We start from the raw sequence: 21,750 nt of genomic DNA, 5'->3' as shown, positions 1-21,750 counted from the left end.
AAAGTCAAAAGATCGCAGCCTGCGGCAGCTCCTACAGGGGATCTGTGTAGGAGCTGCCGCAGGCTGCGATCTTTTGACCTTAGGCCGGGCTGTGTTCTTCCATTGCGGCTTTGTAGATGGAGTTCTTCGGCTGGGCAAACAGCCGTTCCAGCATCGGCTCGAAGAAACTCATCGGCAACGTGTCGTAATCCGGATCAAACGCCGCCGCATCGTATTTGGCGCAAAACTCGACCGTCGCGTGGTACTGCGGATGCTCACTGAACTGCTCGCGCAGGTGCCGATCCATGCCCAGGTGATGGAAGAAGTAATAGCCCTGAAAAATTCCGTGCTTCTCGACCATCCACAGATTCTCGGCGCTGACGAACGGCTTGAGAATCGCCGCCGCAATGTCCGGGTGATTGTAGGAACCGAGGGTGTCACCAATGTCATGCAGCAGGGCGCAGACCACGTACTCCTCGTCGCGGCCATCGCGAAAGGCGCGGGTCGCGGTTTGCAGCGAGTGGGTCAGGCGATCCACCGGGAAGCCGCCAAAATCGCCTTCGAGCAATTTCAGGTGAGCGAGGATCCGCCCCGGCAACTGGCGTGCGTAGGCGCTGAAGTCTGCAGCGATGATCGCCCAGTCTTCCTGGGTACCGTCCTGCATATGGGTGAAGCGGGCATTAGCGTTCATCGGCCGTCCTCCGGGCACACAACGTATTCAGAACGGCACACGGCCAAGGATCATGTCGCGGTACATCACGAAGTCGCCGAGCAGGCTATACCACGGATGCTGAAAAGTCGCCGGGCGGTTTTTTTCGAAGAAGAAGTGCCCGATCCACGCAAAGGTGTACCCGGCGACCGGCAGGGCGAGCAACAGCAGCCAGGCGCCTTTGGCGATGCTCAGCGCAAGAATGCAGATCACCAGCGTGGTGCCAATGAAATGCAGGCGCCGGCACGTGCTGTTGTTGTGCTCGCCGAGGTAGTACGGATAGAACTCGGCGAAGCTGTTGAACGGCTTGATGTTTTCCACGACTGCGATCTCTGTGGTTATTGTTCTGATGGCAAGATGTTCGGCGGGTAGCTTATTTGAGTCTAGAGTGATCATTGGCGTCGGCCAGTGACAATCGGCGCCACTTTAGTATCCTTCGCAAATCAGGCCGTGGCATGCGGCCCGTTCTCTAAAAGAAAAACGCCATGAGCGAACGAACGACTTCTGCAAGCTGGGCGATGGGGATTGTCAAAGCACTGGAAATGGACGGCCTGGATTGCCGGGTTCTGTTCAGGCAACTGGGGCTCGACTATGCGGCGCTGGATGATCCGGACGCGCGCTTCCCGCAAGATTCCATGACCCGACTCTGGCAACGGGCCGTCGAGCTGTCCGGCAATCCCGCTATCGGCCTGAACATGGGCAAAGTGGTGCGCCCGGCCTCGTTCCATGTCGCCGGTTACGCGTTGATGTCCAGCAACACCCTGGCCGAAGGCTTCCAGCGGCTGGTGCGTTATCAGCGGATCATCGCAGAGAGTGCTGACCTGAGTTTTCGCCTGCTTGACGAAGGTTATGCGCTGATCCTGACGGTGCACGGCGATCATCTGCCGCCGACCCGGCAAAGTGCTGAAGCCTCGCTGGCCTGCGCGCTCGCCCTGTGCGGTTGGCTGACCGGGCGTGCGCTGCATCCACGCAAAGTGCTGGTGCAGGGCGATCAGCCGGATGATCTGGAACCTTACAGACAAGCCTTCCATGCGCCGCTGGTGTTCAACGCCGCGTATGACGCGTTGATCTTCGAACGTGCCGACATGGAAGCGCCACTACCGACTGCCAATGAGGCGATGGCGCTGCTGCATGACCGGTTTGCCGGGGAATATCTGGCGCGGTTTTCCGAAAGTCGCGTGACGCACAAGGCACGCCAGGTGCTGTGCCGCTTGCTGCCACAGGGTGAACCCAAGCGCGATACGGTGGCGCAAACCCTGCACTTGTCCCAGCGCACGTTGCAGCGTCGGTTGCAGGAGGAGGGCACCAGTTTTCAGCAGTTGCTCGATGACACGCGCCGTGAACTGGCCGAGCAATACCTCGCGCAGGCGAGCATGACTCTGCTGGAGATTGCTTATCTATTGGGCTTTGCCGACCCGAGCAATTTTTTTCGCGCCTTTCGCCGCTGGTTTGACACCACGCCCGGCGATTACCGGGCGCGATTGCAGCAAACGCCGAACGCTGTCAGTGACGCCAGAACGCCGGAATACACAGCACGAACACCGTAATGATCTCCAGTCGGCCGAGCAGCATGCCGAACGACAGAATCCACTTGGCCGCATCCGGCAGCGTCGCAAAGTTGCCGGCCGGGCCGATGGTTTCGCCCAGACCAGGGCCGACGCCCGACACGGTGCTGGCGGCGCCGGTCAATGCCGTCATCCAGTCGACCCCGAGCAGCGACAGCAGCAGGGCGATCACACAGATGGTGATGGCGAAGAAGAACGAAAACGTCAGGATCGAACGCACGATTTCTTCGTCGAGGCGGTGACCGTTGTATTTCTGCTTGATCACCGCGCGCGGGTGGATCAGCTGATTAAGGTTGGCCTTGAGCAGAATGTAGGCGACTTGAAAGCGGAAAATCTTGATCCCGCCCGCTGTCGATCCTGAGCAACCGCCGACGAAACCCAGGTAGAAAAACAGCATCAGCGAGAAATTGCCCCACAGGCTGTAGTCCCCCAGTGCGAACCCGGTAGTGGTGACCACCGAAGTCACGTTCAGCGCCACATGGCGCAACGCTTCCAGCCAATGCAGCTGGGTGGTCCACCAATACCAGGTGCCGAGCACCAGCCAGGTCACCAGCAACATGCCGAGCAAACCCTGCACCTGCTGATCCTTGATCAGCGCCCGACGGTTGCCGCGCAACGTGGCCACGTACAGGGTGAAGGGAAGGCTGCCGAGAATCATGATGACGATTGCCACCCAGTGCACCGCCGGTTGCGTCCACTTGGCCAGCGATTGGTCGGAGGTGGAAAACCCGCCCGTGGAAATCGCTGACATCGCGTGGTTGATCGCATCGAACGGACTCATCCCGGCCCACCAGAAGGCCAGGCTGCCGAGAATGGTGATGCCGACGTACGCCGCCACGATCAGGCGCGCCACCATGTGCGAGCGCGGCATGACCTTTTCCGAACGGTCGGAAGATTCGGTCTGGAACAGGCGCATGCCACCGATGCGCAGCAGCGGCAGAATCGCTACCGCCATGCCGATAAAGCCGATACCGCCGATCCAGTGCAGCAGCGAGCGCCACATCAAAATGCCCGGCGACATGTTGTCCAGACCGTTGAGCACGGTGGCACCGGTCGCAGTAATGCCGGACATGCTTTCGAAAAACGAGTCGGTGTAGCTGATGTGCTGGGTCAGCAGAAACGGCAACGCAGCGAAAATACACACCACCAGCCAACTGCTGACCGTCAACAGATACATGTCGCGCGGGCGCAGGTGAATGTGTTCCGGGCGTCCGGGAATCACCAGCGCGAGTCCGGCGACGAAGGTGATCATGCTCGCCCAGAGGAACGACGGCAGATCGCCAGTGCGCTCGTAGATCACCAGGGTGGCCATGGGCACGACCATGGCGATGGCCAGGGTGATCAGGAAGATGCCGATGATGAATCCAATGATGCGTAAGGTCGGCAACGCCATGAAGTCCGCTCGGGCTGATGTGGGAAGGTCGCCATTCTACCCGTGGGGCAGGGCATGTAAACCGGCATCCCGGTGGAAGATACCGCTAGAATAGTCGGACATTTTTTCCAGGAGGTGGCCGATGCAGGCTCTCGACGCTTTGCTCAACCGTGTTTCCGTCCCACGACTGATCGATCCGGCCCCGACTGCCGAACAGCGCGAAGCCCTGTTTGGCGCGGCGCTGCGTGCACCGGATCACGGGCATTTGCAGCCTTATCGTTTTCTGACCGTCGAAGGTGCGGCGCGCGAGCAGATGGGTGAGTTGCTGGCTGAAGCGGCTAAATTGCAGGGCGGCGAAGTGACCGAGGCGGTGATCGACAAGGCGCGTAACGGGCCGTTGCGCGCGCCGTTGGTGGTTGTGGTGATCGCGAAGTTGCAGGATCACGTCAAGTACCCGAAGGCTGAGCAGTTGCTGGCGGCCGGGTGTGCGGCTCACGGGATTTTGCTGGCGGCGTATGCGCAGGGGATTGGTGCGGTTTGGCGTACTGGGGATCTGGCTTATTCGCAGCATGTGGCGCAAGGCTTGGGGTTGGTCGAGGGTGAGGAAGTGATTGCGTTCCTGTATCTGGGGACGCCGCAGAAAGAGCCGCGGGTGGCGGAGAAGGTTGATCTGGCGGAGTTTGTTAGTGCCTGGCCTGGTAAAGCCTGAAAGCTGAAAAGCACCCTCACCCTAGCCCTCCCGAAACGTCGGACCGCCCCGTGGGAGAGGGGACTGATTGGGGGATGCTTCAGAGGTACATCGACCTGAGCGATCTTTGCCGAATCCAGATCGACGCGGATTACGGTTCTGTTGAATTCATAATCAGCTCGGTTCTTCAGGTCGATGTATGACGCAAGACACCTCGGTCGGCTCCCTCTCCCTCCGGGAGTGGGCTGGGGTGAGGGGCTCTTCAGGGCTGCACCACGATCCCCGGCACCAACGGCAAATCCAGACTGGCAACAAACCCACCATCAGGATGATTCGCCAAAACCAGGCTCCCGCCATGGCGCTCCGCCGCCCGCCGCGCAATCGCCAGCCCCAAGCCATGTCCCGCCGCAGTCTGCCCCGGCGCCCGATAAAACGGCTCGCCCAACTGGCTCAAATGCTCAGCCTGCACCCCCGGCCCATGGTCGCGCACACTCACCACAATCCGCTCGCCCTGACGTGCAGCCTGCAATTCAATCGCCTGCCCGACCGGATTGAAGCGCTGAGCATTGCGCAACAGATTGTCCACCGCGCGTTCGATCATGGTCGGCCAGCCTTTGAGGTTCAGTTGCGGCTCGACCTCCAGCAGCACGGTCTGCTCCGGCGAGCCCAGTTGCGCATCCTTTTGCAGCGTGCCGAGCAAGGCATTCAAGTCCACATCTTCGGCGCTGGCATTGTCGGCATCCACCCGTGCCAGTACCAGAATCTCACTGATCAACGCCTCCAGCCGATCACACTCGCGGGTCAGACGTGGCCAGAGTTTCTCGCGCTCTTCAGGATTGGCCCGTTCGGCCAGCGCCAAGGCAATCCGCAATCGCGCCAGCGGTGAACGCAGTTCGTGGGAAACGTCACGCAGCAACTGCCGCTGACTGCCGATCAGACTTTGCAGGCGCGCGCCCATACGGTTGAAATCGTTGGCCAGCACGCCGAACTCATCGCGCCGGTTGGCCAGTCGCGCCAGGCTGTTCTGCTGATAGGTGGTCTGCCCCAAGTCATGCACCGCACCACGCAAGCGGCTGAGCGGGCGGGTGATGGACAGCGTCACCAGTAGACTGAACAGGGTCAATACCACCAGCGCGATGCCCAGCGCACTCAATGGCCAGAGCAGGCTTTCACGATGCCAGGAGTCGAGTTCGGGATGGGGGATGCGGTAGATGAACAGGTAAGTGTCGCCGCTTTTTTCGCTGGTGAACTCGTCGGTCAGACGCCGCCATGGCAGGCGTCGGTCATCGTTGTTCTGGCGTGCTTCGAAGGCGGCCGCTCGGCGTGGAAAGGTGCCGCGCACTACCGGGTCGCCGCTCTCGTTTAGCACTTGCACGTCGATGTGGTATTGGCGTTTGCGCTGTTCGAGGATGTTCTGAGCGGCGTCTTCGCCCTGGGCTTCATAGGTCTGGGTCCAGTCGGCTGCCAGGGTGTTGAGGCCCGGATGGCGGCTGAGAATCCACGCATCCTGATTGAGCATGTGCCCGAGCAGAATGGAGAGCCCTGCAACCAGAGCGATGGCCAGCCAGAAGCTGGCGAGGATACGCCAGAACAATGAACGCACAGAAAATCCTCAAGCAAAGAAAACCCAACGGCGCTGAGCCGTTGGGTTGGGCGTGACACTAGAGCATTATTGCGCCTTTTGCGGCTGTTGCGCTTTCCAGGCTTTGAACTCGGCCCATTCGGCGCGGCGTTCGGCTTTCTTCTTCTGGATCTCGTCGAATTTCTTCTGTTGATCCGGCTTCAGTACCGCACGTACGTCAGATTCGGCTTTCTTGTGGTTGGCGGCCATTTCGTCTTTCAGAGCTTTCTGATCGGCTGGCGAGAGCTTGTCCAGGTACTTGTCGACCGTCTGCTTACGCTCGTGCATCTGCTCGCCCATGATCTTGCGGATCTGCTCGCGCTGTTCGCGGGACAGGTCAAGCTCGCTGTACGGGCCTTTGCCGTGCATGCCGTGCATTTGACCGCCGTGGCGCGGACCGTCGAGCGGGCCACCCATCGGGCCGCCATCTTGGGGCATGGCCATGGCGACGGTTGGCAGAGCGGCAGCGAACATCAGAGCGATAAGAGTCTTGCGCATGGTGTATCTCCTTGTCTCGTTCCCGGTACGTTCCGGATGAGTTCAGATTACGGAGATCAAGGTCAGCGGCGGTCAGCGCAGTGTAAAGCTTGGGTAAACACGCTTTGGTGCCGACCTGACAAAACTTACAGGCTGTAATAGTAGCCGCGGCTGCGCAGCGCCACGATCCGTGGGCGGCCGTCGGGGTGCGGGCCGATCTTTTTGCGCAGGTTGCTGACGTGCATGTCGAGGCTGCGATCGTACAGGGTCAGCTTGCGGCCGAGGGCGATCTGCGCCAGTTCCTGTTTGTCCAGCGGCTCGCCGGGTTGCTTGAGCAGGGCTTCGAGCAGGCGGCTTTCGGAGACGGTGAGGGTGAATTCCTTTTCCTCGATGCTGACCACGCCGCGCACCGGGCTGAACATCAAATCGCCGAGTTCGACCTGAGTGGTCACAGCCGTCGGATGACTGCGGCGCAGCACGGCGCGCAGGCGGGCAGTGAGTTCGCGCGGGTCACAGGGTTTGGCCAGGTAATCGTCGGCTCCCAGTTCCAGACCGAGGATGCGATCCAGCGGTTCGCCACGGGCCGAGAGCATCAGCACCGGCAGATCAGCGTGATCGCTGCGCAATTGCTTGAGCAGTTCCAGACCGCTGCCGTCGGGCAGCATGACGTCCAGCACCACGGCGGCCGGCGAGGTTTCGGCCAGTGCCTTGCGGGCGCTCTGGCCGTCGTGGCAGGCACGCACCTGGAAGCCTTCCTGGCTCAGCCAGCTACTCAGGAGTTCACACAACTCCTGGTCATCATCAATCAGTAACAGCTCGCTCATGACTCACTCAATTTAGCCATTGTCGACGTTTTCGACTTGCACCACTGGCAAAGATACCGCAGAGCAGCGCCAATAGCGCAACTCCGGCCCCAGTGACGAACCATTGCTGCTGATCAGTCAGCAGACGCGGCATTGGACTGGCCTGGGCTTCCTTGAGTTGCAGCTTCAAACGTTGATTTTCCTGACGCAAGCGGCCGAGTTGGGCGCTTTCGCGTTCGTTGTCGGCACTTTGCAATTGTTTGCTCAGTTCTTCGCGCTGCTGCTCGCTGGCCTTGAGGCGCTGCTGCAATTCGGTGATCTGGCTGCCGGCACTTAACGACAATGGCGTCGAGTTGCCGCCCTCAGTCCCTTCCTCGCCATGGGCGGGGGCCACGATCGACAACGTCAACAACATCAGACACAACGGACCCTTGCGCATCGCGACACCTGTTTCCAAATGGATATTGGGCAGGTTGTCGGCAGGCAAACGAGAATAATGAGCGATTGAGAGCAGCAAGAACTATCAAGGTTCAGTGCCAGAAACCATTTCGCCGACCGTGAGGGGATAGGTAACCGTGGCGAGGGAGCTTGCTCCCGCTAGACTGCGCAGCAGTCTCCAGCGTCGTGAGTTGAACAGCGGGGCCGCTCCGCGCCCCAGCGGGAGCAAGCTCCCTCGCCACAAGGTTCTCTACTTGTTAAGGCAGGACTTGCTTGAACGGTTTGACGCTGACGTTGGCGTAGACGCCCGCCGCGATAAACGGATCGGCATCAGCCCAGGCCTGGGCGGCGCTGAGGGAGTCGAACTCGGCGACGATCAGGCTGCCGGTGAAACCCGCTGCGCCCGGATCATTGCTGTCGACCGCCGGGTGCGGGCCGGCCAGGACGATGCGGCCTTCACCCTTGAGTACCTGCAGGCGCTCAAGGTGTGCAGGGCGGGCAGCCAGTCGGGCTTCCAGGGAATTGGCGACGTCGGTAGCAATGATTGCGTAGAGCATGTCAGTCCTCGGTTTTTGGCGTTGTGGTATCGGTGTCATGCAGGTGACGCGACAGGTAAATACCCTGTGCGATCAGGAACAGCACGGTCATGCCCAGGCTGCCGAACACCTTGAAGTCGACCCAGTAGCTCTGGAAGGTGAAGGCGACAAACAGGTTGGCCGCGCCGCAGAACAGGAAAAACGCGATCCAGGCGATGTTCAACCGCGTCCAGACCGGATCCGGCAAGGTCAGCGCGTGGCCCATGATGCGTTTGATCAACAGGCGGTCACCGATGAAATGGCTGCCGATGAAGGCCACGGCGAACAGCCAGTTGACCACCGGGGCTTTCCATTTGAGGAAAGTTTCGCTGTGGAAGGCCAGGGTCAGGCTGCCGAACACGAGGCAGGCGATCAGGGTCAGCCACTGGCTCTTCTCCAGCTTGCGCTGTTTGATGAAGAGGGCGCCATACACCACCAGGGAGCTGATGATCAGCATCGCGGTGGCGCTGTAAATACCGCCTACAGTCAACTCATGCCCGGCGATATCGACGGTGCGTGGATCGAGTTTGTAGACGATGAAGAACAGCAGAAGCGGGATGAAATCGATGAATTGTTTCACAGTGAGAGCCAGATGCCGGATGTGGCGGCATAATAACAAACATATCGGCGCGCGATAGCGCCAGCTTATTTGAGGTTACACATCCCCGTGAATGTTGATTTGCACTGCCACAGCACGGCCTCCGACGGCGCATTGGCGCCTGCGGTACTGGTTGCGCGTGCGTTTGAAAATGGCGTGCGAGTTCTGGCCCTGACCGATCACGACACCCTCGAAGGCCTCGCCGAAGCGCGCAGCGCCGCCACCGAGCTGGGGATGCAACTGATCAACGGCGTCGAATTGTCCTGCACCTGGGGCGGCGCGACCATTCATGTGCTGGGCTACGGTTTCGACGTAAATGCCGTACCGTTGGTCGAGGCGATCGCCAAATTGCACGATGGCCGCTGGCTACGGTCGGAAGAGATAAGCCGCAAACTTGCGCTCAAAGGCATGCCCGGCGCCCTCGATGGCGCGCGGCAGATCCAGCAGGAACTCGGCGACAGCGGCAACGCCCCGGCCCGTCCGCATTTCGCCGACTGGATGGTGCGTGAAGGTTTCGTCAAGGATCGCGCCGAAGCGTTTCGCAAATGGCTCGGCGCCGGCAAGCTGGGCGACGTCAAGCAACACTGGCCGAGCCTGGAAGAGACTGTCGGCACGCTGCGCGCCGCCGGGGCCTGGGTCAGTCTGGCGCATCCGTGGCACTACGATTTCACCCGCAGCAAGCGCCGAAAACTGATTGCCGACTATATTCAAGCAGGCGGGCACGCAATCGAGGTGGTCAATGGCCATCAGCCCGCAGAACAGGTGGGCAGCCTGGCGATCCTTGCCCGTGAGTTCGGTCTGCTGGTCACTGCCGGCAGTGATTTCCATGGCCCTGGTGGCTGGTCCGAGATCGGCCAGTACCGGCCGCTTCCTGAGGACCTGCCGCCCCTGTGGTGCCGGTTCAAACATGACACAGTTATTGCCGCCGTCTGAACAGGTAGAGAATGTGAGTCAATTTTTCCAGATCCATCCGGAAAACCCGCAAGCGCGCCTGATCAAACAGGCTGTTGAAATCATCCGCAAGGGCGGGGTGGTGATTTATCCCACGGACTCTTCCTACGCTATCGGTTGCCAGATGGGCGACAAGAATGCTGTGGAGCGCGTTCGGCGCTTGCGTCAGCTCGATGAGAAGCACAACTTCGCGATGATCTGCAGCGATCTGTCGCAATTGGGTCTGTTCGCCAAGATCGACACCGGCACCTTCCGCATTCTCAAAGCGCATCTGCCCGGCCCGTACACCTTCATTCTCAACGCCACCCGCGAAGTGCCACGCCTGCTGCTGCATCCGAAGAAGCGCACCATCGGCCTGCGTGTGCCGAGCCATCCGATTGTGCTGGCGCTGCTTGCCGAATTGGGTGAGCCGTTGATGAGCGTGACGCTGATCATGCCCGGCGATGAAGATCCGCTGACCGATCCCTATGAAATGCGCCAGTTGCTCGAGCATCAGGTTGATCTGATCATCGACGGCGGTTTCGGTGGGATCAAGGCATCGACGGTCATCGACTTGACCGGCGACGATCCGGAAGTGGTGCGCGTCGGTTGCGGCGACCCGGCTCCGTTCATGGTCGAGGCCTGAATGTCCGCAGTGGAAACCGTCGATCCGCAGGCCGGCGCCCAGCAAGAACTGCCGTTTGCCATGGTCTATGGCCAGGCGGTCATGGAAATGCCGCTGGACCTGTACATCCCGCCGGACGCACTTGAGGTTTTCCTTGAAGCTTTCGAAGGCCCGCTCGATCTGCTGCTGTATCTGATCCGCAAACAGAACATCAACATCCTCGATATCCCGGTGGCGGAAATTACCCGCCAGTACATGGGGTACGTCGAGTTGATGCAGTCGGTGCGTCTGGAGCTGGCCGCCGAATATCTGGTGATGGCTGCGATGCTCGCCGAGATCAAATCGCGCATGCTGCTGCCGCGAGCGGAAACCATCGAAGACGAGGAGGACGACCCGCGTGCCGAACTGATCCGCCGCTTGCAGGAGTACGAACGCTTCAAGGCTGCTGCCGAAGGTATCGATGGCCTGAGCCGGGTTGGCCGCGATGTGGTGGTGCCCAAGCTTGACGCCCCCGAAGCCCGCGCGCGCAAGCTGTTGCCGGACGTGGCGCTGGAAGAAATCCTGATGTGCATGGCCGAAGTCTTGCGCCGTGGCGACATGTTCGAAAGCCACCAGGTCAGCCGCGAGGCGCTGTCCACCCGTGAGCGCATGAGCGATGTGCTGGAACGGCTCAAGGGCGGCGGGTTTGTGCCGTTTATCGAGCTGTTCACTGCCGAGGAAGGCAAGCTCGGCGTGGTGGTGACCTTTATGGCGATCCTTGAACTGGTCAAGGAATCCTTGGTCGAGCTGGTGCAGAATGAGCCGTTCGCCGCGATCCACGTGCGAGCCCGAGCCGAATAACGAGTCGAAACATGAACCTGACTGAACCCCGCGAGCTGGCGCCCCTGCTTGAAGCCTTTCTGTTGGCCTCGGGAAAACCGCAATCGCTTGAACGCCTTTTCGAGCTATTCGAAGAAGGCGAGCGCCCGGAGCCGCCGGTCTTCAAGAAAGCCCTGACCTTGCTCGCAAAGTCCTGCGACGGTCGCGCGTTCGAGCTTAAAGAAGTTGCCTCCGGCTACCGCCTGCAAATCCGCGAGAAGTTCTCGCCATGGGTCGGGCGCTTGTGGGAAGAACGTCCGCAGCGCTATTCCCGCGCCTTGCTCGAAACCATGGCGCTGATCGCCTATCGCCAGCCGATCACCCGTGGCGAAATCGAAGACGTGCGTGGCGTGGCGGTCAACAGCAACATCGTCAAAACGCTGATGGAGCGCGAGTGGATCCGCGTCGTCGGTTACCGCGACGTGCCCGGCAAACCGGCGATGTTCGCCACCACCAAGGCTTTTCTCGATCATTTCAATCTGAAGAACCTCGACGACCTGCCGCCGCTGGCCGAACTGCGCGAGCTGGAACCGGACCCGATTCTGGACTTCGACGACGCACCGGTTCCCGCCAGCCTGCAGGAATTGGCCGACGCCAGCGCCGAGCCGGAGGAGGAGAAGGAAGAAACCAGTTTCCACACCTTGCTGCTTGAGCTGGACAGCATGGAGGAGGGGATCAAGACCGACTTCGACGATTTGCTGCGCGATGTGGCGGATGGTCAGCCGATGTCGACAGAGTTTGACGACGAGCCGCCAGAGCCTGTAGTTGAAATTGAGCTCGAGACCGAGCCAGAAGCCGAACCAGTACCAGAGCAGGAAGACGATGTGCTCGGCGTCGCTGAAGCCCGGGAAAAACTGCTGGCCGCCGTGGCCGCCCTTGAGCAAGCCGCGCCGGAACCCGAACTGAGCGAAGAAGAAGCCGAAGCCCGCGCCCTGGCGGAAGCCATCGAAGCCGAGCGCCGCGAATTCGAGGACTGAGCATGAGCTCAACCAAAGACCCCTGCATCAGCCTCTGTAAATTCACCGATGACATCTGCATCGGCTGCGGGCGCAGCAAGCGCGAGATCAAAGCCTGGAAGAAACTCGACAAGGACGACAAGCGTACGGTACTCGCCGAAGCCGCGCTGCGCCTGATCAAACTGGGCAATGCCGGTCGGCGGAAAAGAAAATAACTGTCGATCAATCAGCTAGTCTTTGGTGCGCCAACGCTCACATCCGCGTATGATTCGCGACCCTTCGTCGATCCCTTCGGCAAAGAACCCAGATTTCAAAGCTTCAGTACGCTTAATTCAGAGCGTTCTGAACAGACCACACCGGGAGGTGCCCAGATGAGTATCAACGACCAGAAAGACGACCAGGAAATCGGCCCAGCAGGCGAGAAGCTGCAAAAAGTCCTCGCCCGTATCGGCGTCGGCTCGCGCCGCGATGTTGAATCCTGGATCACTGCCGGCCGCATCAAGGTCAATGGCAAAGACGCCACCTTGGGCCTGCGCGTCGACCTGCACGACGCAATCACCATCGATGGCAAGGTCATCAAGCGCGAAGAAGCCGCCGAGTCGGTCCGCCGCGTGATCATGTACAACAAGCCCGATGGCGAGATCTGCACCCGTGACGACCCTGAGCGTCGCCCAACCGTGTTCGACAAGCTGCCACGTCCGAAAGAAGGGCGCTGGATCAACATCGGCCGTCTCGACATCAACACCACCGGTCTGCTGATGTTCACCACTGACGGTGAACTGGCCAACCGTCTGATGCATCCGTCCTACGAGATGGACCGTGAGTACGCCGTGCGTGTACGTGGTGAAGTCGATGACGAGATGATCGAGCGTCTGAAGGCTGGCGTGGTGCTGGAAGACGGTCCTGCCAAGTTCACCGACATCAAGCAGGCGCCGGGCGGCGAAGGCTTCAACCACTGGTATCACTGCGTGGTGATGGAAGGCCGTAACCGTGAGGTTCGTCGTCTGTGGGAATCCCAGGGTCTGGTGGTCAGCCGTCTGAAGCGCGTGCGTTTCGGTCCGGTGTTCCTCAACTCCGACCTGCCGATGGGCCGCTGGCGCGAAATGAGCCAGTATGAAGTTGACATTCTGAGCGCTGAAGTCGGCCTGACCCCGGTGGCCATGCCGCAACTGAATGCCAAGAGCAAAGACAAGCTCGAGCGTCTGCAACGCAAATCATCGCGCCCGATGGGCAAGACCGAGCGCGTGCGCACGCTGCGTCCAGCCGCTGGCGCCCCGACCGGCCCGCGTCCATCGCGTGAGCCGCACATCGAAGGCGAGCGTCCAGCGCGCAAGCCTGCTGGCGCCCGTGACGGCGAGCGCGCTCCGCGTCCGGCCAACGGTCGCACTGAGCGTGGCGAGCGTGGTGCTCCTGCCGGTCGCGGTACGCCAGTGGCGGATCGTCCAGCGGACACCAACAAGCGCCCGGCCAAGCCGGCGCCGAAGCGTCCAGGCATCAAGCTGGTTGATGGCGACAAGCCGTCGGGCAAGCGCCGTGGCGCACCGGCTGGTTCCGGTCAGCGTCCGGGCTTTGGTCGTCGCAAGCCTGAGTAAGCGGTTTTTGCGCTGAACCAGAAACGCCAACCTCAGGGTTGGCGTTTTTTTTCGTCTGGCGAAAGTTATGTCGTGGTTTTGAGGCCGTCATCGCTGGCAAGCCAGCTCCCACAGGATTCGGGGTGGATTCAAATTCTGTAATCGACATAATCCCTGTGGGAGCTGGCTTGCCAGCGATGGCGTCAGTCGCCTAAAAAACAAACCTGCCGTCAAACACCGGTTTGTCATCCAGCGCCAACACTCCGCTGGAGAAAATCAGATCCAGGTGATGACTGCCCTTGGCCCCACCACCCAACCCAAGATGCAAACCGCAATGGCGCTCCTCGAATCCGGCATTGCGCGCATACAGCTTTTTCACGCCTTCGTTGGTACCAATCCCCAGCTCCTCGATCCGCCGGTTCGACGGGTTGGCATCCAGGTACTTGTTGAAATCATGCTCCAGCCCCGGCACCTCGGTGGCGATGCGGCTGATGGTCGAATTCTCGATCCACAGCTCCAGCGGCGACTCCAGCACGCCGTACTTGCGCGCAAACGGAATGGTGCTGAGGAACGTGCCTTTGAACTTCACATGGCCATTGATCGCTTCACTGTGAGTGGCGATTTCACCTGGCGCGAGATCGAAATTGCCGACACCGTTGATGTCGGTCCATTTCTTGATGCTGCTCATCGGCGTTTCGAACCATGAGCCGTGCTCGTCCTTGAAACTCAGGGTGGTGGCCTGCGACATGCGCTGGATCAGATGGCTATTCAGCCCGGCAATGCGTTGCGGCGTGACGCTGAAGGTGTCGTAGAAATAATCGCCGTAGTCCTTGAACAGCAGCGATTTCTTCCAGTTCTCGGCCATTACCGCTTGCAGCGCGCGGACAAACTCCGGGCCTTCGGGGCGCGGGTTGGGCAGGGTGGAAGAGTCGTAGAAGAAAATGTACAGATCGCTGTCGGTGATCGCCGAAGTCAGCGCTGCGGTGGATTCCAGGTCCAGGCGTCGGGCGCTGAACTGGAAGCGCGGATGGTCGCCGGATTGTTCGGCGATGGCGCCGGTCAGCGCTTCGTAATCGGCAGTGTGCCCCAGCAGCACCTTGGCTGATTCAAGTCCGGCCAAGGCTGGGTGATGTTCGAGGTAGTAGAGGAAATGCGAAATCGCGCGTGGCTTATCCATGAGCCCTCCCGGACAGACCGTGAGAAAAGCGGCAGGCACGACCGGCCGGATCGTGCCTGCCCGGGACGTGTTACAGAGGCCACATCGCCGTGCCGAACGGTACGACCGCGTCGGCTTGCATCATTTCCACGGCGGCGTCATGAGTCGGTGCTTCGAACCATTCGTCCAGTTGCAGTTCGGTGTCCAGGTCTTTTTCCAGTACTTGCATGGTCGATCTCCTAGATGACTTTCACGATTGGAATAGCGGCGCACTCTCAACGGCCAATGGCTCGCGGAACAGTGCGCTGACTTGCCGGTCACGAACCCCGGCAGGACGTGAAGAACCTAGTTGACGATGTTTTGTTGCGCAAAAAATTATCCATTTAATTTTTAAATGAACTTTTTATTCCGTTTTTCTGACGGCGTTTTCTTATTTGAAAACAAAAAACTAAACGGCTTTTTCGTTAGCAAGCTTGCCTCCGTCAATTTGCAGACGACCTACAGATTTTTCTGAATCGGAAACTATGCGTTACGCGATGTAACGTATTGTTTACGAAATACGCGCTTTAGTCCCATGGATTACGGAGCTTGGCGCGGCTGTAAGGAATTCATGCCGAAGGCCCGCCTGTGCTGAGCCGTGCAAGGCTCTGGCGCGCTTGTTTCAGAACGCTTTGAACGATGAGATGCGCCCTACGCCTGTCGTGCAGGTGCATAACAAGAAGGAGGCGCAATGAACGCCGTAATCCGATTTCACCTCTCCTCTGTGGGCGACTTTTCACTCGTCCATACCGACGGCCTGCAAAGGCCTGAATCAAATTTTGCAGTCGCCCGGGCTACTCGAGGCGGACACGCGCAATCCCGGCAACCGACACGCTGATCCAGCGGTGTCTGGCAGCAGGGGGTTAGCGGTGTACAATGCGCCGCGTTTTAGCTGTGACCCTCTGCGTAATCGCGTAAATCTCAAGGCCATCCGCCTTGTTCACTCCGTCGCGTCACGAGCGTGCCGGGTTCGATTTCGTCACAGATAAAAACAAACAGGTGACGCATGACCGTTGTAAAAAAGCTGAACTCCTGGTGCCTGCGCTGGGGTTTGATCGAGGCTGCCAAATCGCAACCTTGCAGCAACGTCTACTGAACATCATCAAACCTTGCGTGAGACCTTTTTCATGAGTGGACAACCCTCGCAATCAGGCGAGCTGAAACGCGGCCTGAAAAACAGACACATTCAACTGATCGCCCTCGGTGGCGCGATCGGTACCGGATTGTTCCTCGGCTCGGCCGGGGTCCTGAAATCCGCCGGCCCGTCGATGATCCTCGGCTATGCCATCTGCGGCTTCATCGCGTTCATGATCATGCGCCAGCTCGGCGAAATGATCGTTGAAGAGCCGGTGGCGGGTTCCTTCAGCCATTTCGCGCACAAGTACTGGGGCGGCTTTGCCGGTTTCCTGTCAGGCTGGAACTGCTGGATTCTGTACATTCTGGTGGGCATGTCCGAGCTGACAGCGGTCGGCAAGTACGTGCACTACTGGGCGCCGGATATTCCGACCTGGGTGACCGCTGCTGGCTTCTTCGTGCTGATCAACCTGATCAACCTGGCCAACGTCAAAGTCTTCGGTGAAGCCGAATTCTGGTTCGCAATCATCAAGGTGGTGGCGATTGTCGGCATGATCGCGCTGGGCAGCTATCTGCTGGTCAGTGGCAATGGCGGCCCGCAAGCGTCGGTGAGCAACCTGTGGTCGCACGGTGGTTTCTTCCCCAATGGCGTCAGCGGTCTGGTGATGGCCATGGCAATCATCATGTTTTCCTTCGGCGGCCTGGAAATGCTCGGTTTCACCGCAGCTGAAGCCGATCAGCCGAAGACCGTGATCCCGAAAGCCATCAACCAGGTGATCTACCGCATCCTGATTTTCTACATCGGCGCACTGGTGATCCTGCTGTCGCTGACGCCGTGGGATGCCCTGCTGGCCAACATCAATGCCTCCGGCGATTCCTACAGCGGTAGCCCGTTCGTACAAGTGTTCTCGATGCTCGGCAGTAACACCGCCGCGCACATCCTCAACTTCGTGGTCTTGACCGCTGCGTTGTCGGTGTACAACAGCGGCACCTACTGCAACAGCCGCATGTTGTTGGGCATGGCCGAGCAAGGTGATGCGCCGAAAGCGCTGGCGAAGATCGATAAGCGCGGCGTGCCGGTGCGTTCGATCCTTGCTTCCGCAGCGGTGACGCTGGTGGCAGTGTTGCTTAACTACCTGATCCCGCAACACGCGCTTGAGCTGCTGATGTCGCTGGTTGTAGCGACGCTGGTGATCAACTGGGCGATGATCAGCTTCTCGCACTTCAAGTTCCGCCAGCACATGAACAAGACCCGGCAGACGCCGTTGTTCAAAGCGCTGTGGTATCCGTACGGCAACTACATCTGCCTGGCATTCGTTGCATTCATTCTGGGTGTGATGCTGCTGATTCCGGGCATCCAGATCTCGGTGTACGCGATTCCGGTGTGGGTCGTGTTCATGTGGGTCTGCTACGTGATCAAGAACAAACGCGGCGCGCAACAAGCTGTGCAGGCGGCAGGTGCTGCCAAGTAAGCGCTGACGCACAAACAACTAACCCGGCCAAGCGCCGGGTTTTTTGTCTGCGCAAGACGGGTTATGCGTAATCTGCGATGGGATAGCGCATGCACAGCGCTTCAGTCTGTAGGCGCAATTGCTCACGCAGTGCAGGTTGCAGCGTGTAATCCTGCTCGCCGAGTGGCGTGAGGTTGTCGAGAATCCGGCAGATCAGCTCGACGACTTCGCGGCAGCCTTGGGCATCGATGTGACGCTGCGCCATGCAGCCAGTGCCGATGCGCAAGCCGCTAGTGATGTGGGACGCTCGGGTTTCGCCGGGTACGCGATGGCGGTTGACGATGATCCCGCACTGATCCAGCGCCGATTGCGCCATGCAGCCGGTGATGCCGCCACGCAGGCGCAGCAGAATCGTATGGTTGTCACTGCCGCCGCCGATGACCTCGTAGTCATGCGCCTGAAACGCGCTGGACATCGCCTCTGCCGTGGCGCGGATGCGCGCCATGTCAGCGTCGAATTCGGCAGACATCGCGTAGCCCAGTGCCGCCGCTTTGGCCGCGATCATGTTCACTGCCGGCGCGCCCTGCATGCCCGGATATACGGCTTGCTCAAGCGCACGGCTGAAGGTGATCCGCAGGCCGGGGACTTTGGTGTTCGCGTCTCGGCCGGACAGAATCAAGCCACCACGCGGGCCGGCGAGTTGCTTGTGAGTGCAAGTGGTGGTGACGTGCGCAACGTCGATCGGATTCGGATGGCGCCCGGTGGCAACCAGTCCGGCGATGTGCGAAATGTCAGCCAGCAGGAGCGAGCCGGCTTCATCGGCAATTTCGCGAAAACGCTGGAAATCCACCACACGCGAGTAAGCCGTTGCGCCGCACATGATGATGCGCGGGCGATGCGCCAGCGCCAGCGTGCGCACCTCGTCGTAATCGATCAGGCCTTGCGCAGTCGTGCCGTACTGGATGGCCTTGTAGTAGTCGCTGGAGAATGCAGTCGGGCAGCCATGGGTGAGGTGCCCGCCATGTTCGACGGCCATTCCCAACAGAGTATCGCCAGGCTCAAGCAGGGCCGTCAGCACTTGGTAATTGGCGTTCGACGCCGAATGCGATTGCACGTTTGCGTATTGGGCGCCGAACAATTCGCGCGCTCTGCGCACGGCCAGCGACTCAACCCGATCGGCGTTTTCGCAACCGGTGTGACCGCGTCGGCCGAGCATGCCTTCAGCGGTTACGTTGACCAGCGTCGAAGCGGATGCCACCAAAGTGCGCGGCTTGACTGCGCTGGAGGAGGAGATCAGCGACAGCGTGCGGTGTTGACGCGTGATTTCAGCGTCGAGGATCTGCGCCAGTTCGGCATCTTCTGCACGAAGATCCGCCAGGCCACGGCGCAGCAAATCTACCTGGCTCGCAGGCTGTTCAGTCATGACTGCCATCGTCTGTTTACCTTCCCTGTGTGTTGCGCGCTGCGAACAACAGCGCGACTTTCCTGAGCTTGCGTGGTGTACCTCCGATGCAGACGATCCGTGTTGTGGCGCCCATGCGCGCCCAACTAACGTCTGTACCGGCAGCCAGCGTTTCATACCTGAGCACGATGCTTTGAGCGCAGGACGGCTGGGTGCATCATAGATTTTTCAGTCAGGAATGCCACCGAATTAATCAGAAAAATGAACATTATTCAAAGAAAATGATTCTTTTTGCATGGGGGTTAGGTGTAAAACTGCGTGTGCCGGGCTCAAGGAATGGAGCGATGCTATGATCGCTCGCGGCTTTCATACGGAGAAAGCCGTAATCAAGTACTTCGCTTGTGAGTACTGAGTGAGTATTCAGGGCGTATCCTTGATTGCGGATAAAAAGGACGGGTAAGCATTTCATGCACAGAAAAGAAAGATCGGAGAATCTCAAGAACAACATCAAGTACTTGATAAAAAGTCGCGGTGAAACTCAACTGTCCTTGTGCAACTCCAGTGGCCTGACCAGAACTACCATCTATAACATTCTCGAAGGCAAGGTGGTAAACGTACAGCAGTCCACGGTGCGTAAGATTTCTGATTTTTTCGGCGTTTCTTATGAAGAAATAGAAACTATCGATTTTCAAGAGAAGGAAATAATAGACAGCAGTATTTCACCGCAGGGCAATATGAACCCCGCCGCAGTGCCTATTCTGAAAGAGAGTCTGGTTCTACAGAATCTGAATAAGCGAATTGGTGAGCTGGCGACCATTTTCCCATTGACCTACTATTTCGGAACATCCTTCAATTTGATCGGTGTGCTGTTGGAAAACGAAATCAGCGGCAAGAATGAGTCGAGCGATTTATTGATAGTGCAAAAAGGTTCGTCAACCAGCGACAGGGAAAAGCTGGTGTATGACCACATCACCAAAAAGCTGCTTATAACCAAAGAGGTCGGCGTTGTTGCGGATCGTTTTTGTGTTGTCGGAGACATAATCGAGGAACGATTTAATGGGCTGTAGTGTTGAAATGGAAAACAGCAAATACAAGCTATTGGGATTTGAAAACGAAAAAAGCCTGGCCGTGATCATGATTATCGCGACGGGCAAAATCATTAAAATAAAACTGAGCGAAGTGTTGAATAGTGAGATTATGGATAATCTGAATAAAATCGAAGTGAAAAACCTGTACAAGAAGTTCTACTCCCAGGGCGGGGCGCTCACCGCCTACGAAATGAACGACCGTCATGAGAGTTCATGGATGATTTACATCATTCTGAACCTGATGCTGTTCACACTCTATATCTTCACCAGTATTGCCGCGACCAAGCCAATTTATCTGGAATACTTCGATGTCGTCGTGACACCGGGGACATTCCTGTATCCCCTGACGTTTCTGATCGTTGATTTGCTGAATGAGACGTTTGGCCTGAGACTGGCGCGCAAGGCGATACTTTTTGCCTTCATCAGCAATGCGGCCATTATTATTCTGTTGGCCATTACCACTCATCTTCCTGGCTTGCCAGGCTGGAAACTCGATGGGCCTTACAATGATGTCATCAGCCAGTTGTCTTCAGTGCTGGTTGCATCTTCTATTTCGTTTCTGGTGTCTGAAAACATAAATTCTTGGTTGTTGTGCAAAATCAAAGAACTCACCAACTCGAAGTTTCTGTTCCTGCGGGTGTTTTTGAGTACGTTGTTTGCGGTAATCATCGACAGTTTTCTGTTCTGCTATATCGCGTTTTATGGCGTTATGGAGAACAGTGCGATCCTCAGCATGATCTACGTTCAGATTGCGATTAAAGTCTGCTTTGCGTTCTTTAACGTCTTGCCTGCATACGGGGCAAGGTCATTGTTCAAGAAATATTTGACAGGCGCAGTCCAGACTCGATAAGCCAAGGCTGGCGCTCACTTGGCATGCCATTGTGTGCATGTCTGAGTGAGCGATTTTGTGTTTTACGAAAGTTTAAGCTTGGCTTTCAAGCTCTGTGTAACTTGCGATTTGTTATTCAAGAACTCGTTCAGTCCTTTCGCGCGAAGATTGCAAGCATCGCAATCGGCACATCCGCTGCCCATAATGCCGTTATAGCAAGTCAGTGTTTGTTCGCGAATCAAATCCAGTTGATTGTGGTAATCGGCCAAGGCCCAGGTTTCTGCCTTGTTCAGCCACATCAGCGGCGTTTCCAGCTTCAATGGGTAATCCATGCCTAGCTCAATGGCTTTGTTCAAAGCCTTGACGAACTCATCTCGACAGTCTGGATAGCCAGAGAAGTCAGTCTCGCAAACACCGGTGATGACTGTTTTCGCTTGAACTTGATACGCATAAATCGAAGCCAGGGTCAAAAACAGGATGTTTCTGCCCGGCACGAAGGTACTCGGAATACTTTCACCGGAGCTGTTCACGGTCGGCACCGGAATGTTGTCGCGTGTCAGGCTGCTGATCGCCAGCTCATTCAACAAAGAAGCATCGAGCACTTTATGCACGACCACGCCGAGCTTCTTCGCAAGGTGCTGGGCAACTTCAATTTCCGCGCGATGGCGCTGACCATAGTCGAAGGTGATGCAGTGAATTTCATCGTAGTGGGCGAGGGCGTGAATCAGGCAGGTTGTGGAGTCCTGTCCGCCACTGAAAACGATAACTGCTTTGCTGGTCATGCTTATGCTTCCTGCATTGGGATAGTTAGTGCCAAGGTTGTATGGGCGGGGATGATACTTCATCTGTGTATAGTGGCCGGTCAGAAATTGGAAATGCCCTTGAAGCCGTGCCCACGAGCAGCTTCAGGGATGTAACGAGACGTCAGGTTTCACGATGAGAATGC

24 protein-coding genes are annotated in these 21,750 nt (G+C 58.3%); 11 read left to right on the top strand and 13 right to left on the bottom strand.

The genetic code is table 11. From position 1 onward, the window contains the following. Positions 1–79: 79 nt before the first annotated feature. On the bottom strand, positions 80–670 hold the full coding sequence (locus ACOI8A_RS23725; RefSeq protein WP_420647910.1) for an HD domain-containing protein: 591 nt from the start codon (positions 668–670) through the stop codon (positions 80–82). Positions 671–697: 27 nt separating this feature from the next. After that, positions 698–1,009 carry an Mpo1-like protein gene (locus tag ACOI8A_RS23720; RefSeq protein WP_420647911.1) on the bottom strand — a complete coding sequence of 104 codons (312 nt, stop codon included), beginning with the start codon at positions 1,007–1,009 and terminating at the stop codon, positions 698–700. 164 nt (positions 1,010–1,173) lie between these two features. Here ACOI8A_RS23720 and ACOI8A_RS23715 point away from each other — a divergent pair, with 164 nt between their 5' ends. Then, on the top strand, positions 1,174–2,235 hold the full coding sequence (locus ACOI8A_RS23715; RefSeq protein WP_420647912.1) for an AraC family transcriptional regulator: 1,062 nt from the start codon (positions 1,174–1,176) through the stop codon (positions 2,233–2,235). Here ACOI8A_RS23715 and ACOI8A_RS23710 read toward each other — a convergent pair. Next, positions 2,192–3,646 carry a TrkH family potassium uptake protein gene (locus tag ACOI8A_RS23710; protein ID WP_420647913.1) on the bottom strand — a complete coding sequence of 485 codons (1,455 nt, stop codon included), beginning with the start codon at positions 3,644–3,646 and terminating at the stop codon, positions 2,192–2,194. The two genes, ACOI8A_RS23715 and ACOI8A_RS23710, sit on opposite strands and share 44 nt — an antisense overlap. A 121-nt stretch (positions 3,647–3,767) precedes the next feature. Here ACOI8A_RS23710 and ACOI8A_RS23705 point away from each other — a divergent pair, with 121 nt between their 5' ends. Further along, positions 3,768–4,334: a nitroreductase family protein gene (locus ACOI8A_RS23705; protein ID WP_420647914.1), complete on the top strand. Its 567-nt coding sequence runs from the start codon at positions 3,768–3,770 to the stop codon at positions 4,332–4,334. Positions 4,335–4,575: 241 nt separating this feature from the next. On the opposite strand, the gene ACOI8A_RS23700 is transcribed toward ACOI8A_RS23705, so the two are convergent. The 6 genes from ACOI8A_RS23700 to ACOI8A_RS23675 form a co-directional block, all read right to left on the bottom strand. Next, positions 4,576–5,916 (bottom strand): ATP-binding protein, encoded by a 1,341-nt coding sequence (locus ACOI8A_RS23700; protein WP_420647915.1) that lies wholly within the window; start codon positions 5,914–5,916, stop codon positions 4,576–4,578. A gap of 66 nt (positions 5,917–5,982) precedes the next feature. Next, on the bottom strand, positions 5,983–6,432 hold the full coding sequence (locus ACOI8A_RS23695; RefSeq protein ID WP_420647916.1) for a Spy/CpxP family protein refolding chaperone: 450 nt from the start codon (positions 6,430–6,432) through the stop codon (positions 5,983–5,985). A gap of 125 nt (positions 6,433–6,557) precedes the next feature. Further along, positions 6,558–7,235: a response regulator transcription factor gene (locus ACOI8A_RS23690; RefSeq protein ID WP_420647917.1), complete on the bottom strand. Its 678-nt coding sequence runs from the start codon at positions 7,233–7,235 to the stop codon at positions 6,558–6,560. A 7-nt stretch (positions 7,236–7,242) separates the two neighbouring features. Beyond that, entirely contained in the window at positions 7,243–7,653 is a 411-nt protein-coding gene (locus ACOI8A_RS23685) for a translation initiation factor 2 (RefSeq protein ID WP_420647918.1), read from the bottom strand. Positions 7,654–7,909: 256 nt separating this feature from the next. Continuing rightward, positions 7,910–8,209, bottom strand: a complete 300-nt coding sequence (locus ACOI8A_RS23680; protein WP_420647919.1) for a YciI family protein — start codon at positions 8,207–8,209, stop codon at positions 7,910–7,912. Between the two features lies 1 nt (position 8,210). Further along, the gene (locus ACOI8A_RS23675) at positions 8,211–8,807 is read right to left on the bottom strand and encodes a septation protein A (RefSeq protein ID WP_420647920.1); all 597 of its coding nucleotides are present in this window, start codon (positions 8,805–8,807) and stop codon (positions 8,211–8,213) included. 87 nt (positions 8,808–8,894) lie between these two features. Here ACOI8A_RS23675 and ACOI8A_RS23670 point away from each other — a divergent pair, with 87 nt between their 5' ends. From ACOI8A_RS23670 to rluB, 6 genes are all read left to right on the top strand, one after another. Next, on the top strand, positions 8,895–9,758 hold the full coding sequence (locus ACOI8A_RS23670; RefSeq protein WP_420647921.1) for a PHP domain-containing protein: 864 nt from the start codon (positions 8,895–8,897) through the stop codon (positions 9,756–9,758). A gap of 13 nt (positions 9,759–9,771) precedes the next feature. Further along, a complete protein-coding gene (locus ACOI8A_RS23665) occupies positions 9,772–10,401 on the top strand; it encodes an L-threonylcarbamoyladenylate synthase (RefSeq protein WP_420651425.1) in 630 nt (209 codons plus the stop codon). Positions 10,402–10,461: 60 nt separating this feature from the next. Then, complete coding sequence (locus ACOI8A_RS23660) at positions 10,462–11,220, top strand: segregation and condensation protein A (protein ID WP_420648095.1); 759 nt, start codon at positions 10,462–10,464, stop codon at positions 11,218–11,220. A gap of 11 nt (positions 11,221–11,231) precedes the next feature. Further along, complete coding sequence (gene scpB, locus ACOI8A_RS23655) at positions 11,232–12,215, top strand: SMC-Scp complex subunit ScpB (RefSeq protein ID WP_420647923.1); 984 nt, start codon at positions 11,232–11,234, stop codon at positions 12,213–12,215. A gap of 2 nt (positions 12,216–12,217) precedes the next feature. Continuing rightward, positions 12,218–12,409 (top strand): DUF1289 domain-containing protein, encoded by a 192-nt coding sequence (locus ACOI8A_RS23650; protein WP_420647924.1) that lies wholly within the window; start codon positions 12,218–12,220, stop codon positions 12,407–12,409. Between the two features lie 156 nt (positions 12,410–12,565). Further along, positions 12,566–13,786 carry a 23S rRNA pseudouridine(2605) synthase RluB gene (gene rluB / locus ACOI8A_RS23645; protein WP_420647925.1) on the top strand — a complete coding sequence of 407 codons (1,221 nt, stop codon included), beginning with the start codon at positions 12,566–12,568 and terminating at the stop codon, positions 13,784–13,786. A 190-nt stretch (positions 13,787–13,976) separates the two neighbouring features. On the opposite strand, the gene ACOI8A_RS23640 is transcribed toward rluB, so the two are convergent. Next, positions 13,977–14,942, bottom strand: a complete 966-nt coding sequence (locus ACOI8A_RS23640; protein ID WP_420647926.1) for a leucyl aminopeptidase — start codon at positions 14,940–14,942, stop codon at positions 13,977–13,979. A 70-nt stretch (positions 14,943–15,012) separates the two neighbouring features. Then, on the bottom strand, positions 15,013–15,150 hold the full coding sequence (locus tag ACOI8A_RS23635) for a hypothetical protein (RefSeq protein WP_420647927.1): 138 nt from the start codon (positions 15,148–15,150) through the stop codon (positions 15,013–15,015). A 937-nt stretch (positions 15,151–16,087) separates the two neighbouring features. Between ACOI8A_RS23635 and ACOI8A_RS23630 the strand changes: the two genes are divergently transcribed. Beyond that, entirely contained in the window at positions 16,088–17,506 is a 1,419-nt protein-coding gene (locus ACOI8A_RS23630) for an amino acid permease (protein WP_420647928.1), read from the top strand. A 61-nt stretch (positions 17,507–17,567) separates the two neighbouring features. On the opposite strand, the gene glyA is transcribed toward ACOI8A_RS23630, so the two are convergent. Further along, positions 17,568–18,917: a serine hydroxymethyltransferase gene (glyA, locus tag ACOI8A_RS23625; RefSeq protein WP_420647929.1), complete on the bottom strand. Its 1,350-nt coding sequence runs from the start codon at positions 18,915–18,917 to the stop codon at positions 17,568–17,570. Positions 18,918–19,354: 437 nt separating this feature from the next. Between glyA and ACOI8A_RS23620 the strand changes: the two genes are divergently transcribed. Both ACOI8A_RS23620 and ACOI8A_RS23615 read left to right on the top strand, forming a co-directional pair. Beyond that, complete coding sequence (locus ACOI8A_RS23620; protein ID WP_420647930.1) at positions 19,355–19,954, top strand: helix-turn-helix transcriptional regulator; 600 nt, start codon at positions 19,355–19,357, stop codon at positions 19,952–19,954. Then, on the top strand, positions 19,944–20,825 hold the full coding sequence (locus tag ACOI8A_RS23615; protein WP_420647931.1) for a queuosine precursor transporter: 882 nt from the start codon (positions 19,944–19,946) through the stop codon (positions 20,823–20,825). Before ACOI8A_RS23620 ends, ACOI8A_RS23615 begins: the two co-directional genes overlap by 11 nt. A gap of 62 nt (positions 20,826–20,887) precedes the next feature. Here ACOI8A_RS23615 and queC read toward each other — a convergent pair whose 3' ends face one another. Further along, the gene (gene queC / locus ACOI8A_RS23610; protein WP_420647932.1) at positions 20,888–21,586 is read right to left on the bottom strand and encodes a 7-cyano-7-deazaguanine synthase QueC; all 699 of its coding nucleotides are present in this window, start codon (positions 21,584–21,586) and stop codon (positions 20,888–20,890) included. Between the last annotated feature and the right edge of the window lie 164 nt (positions 21,587–21,750).

Source organism: Pseudomonas sp. P4795, assembly GCF_048822895.1.
Taxonomy (GTDB): Bacteria; Pseudomonadota; Gammaproteobacteria; order Pseudomonadales; family Pseudomonadaceae; genus Aquipseudomonas.
This window is presented reverse-complemented; position numbering and strand designations above follow the sequence as displayed.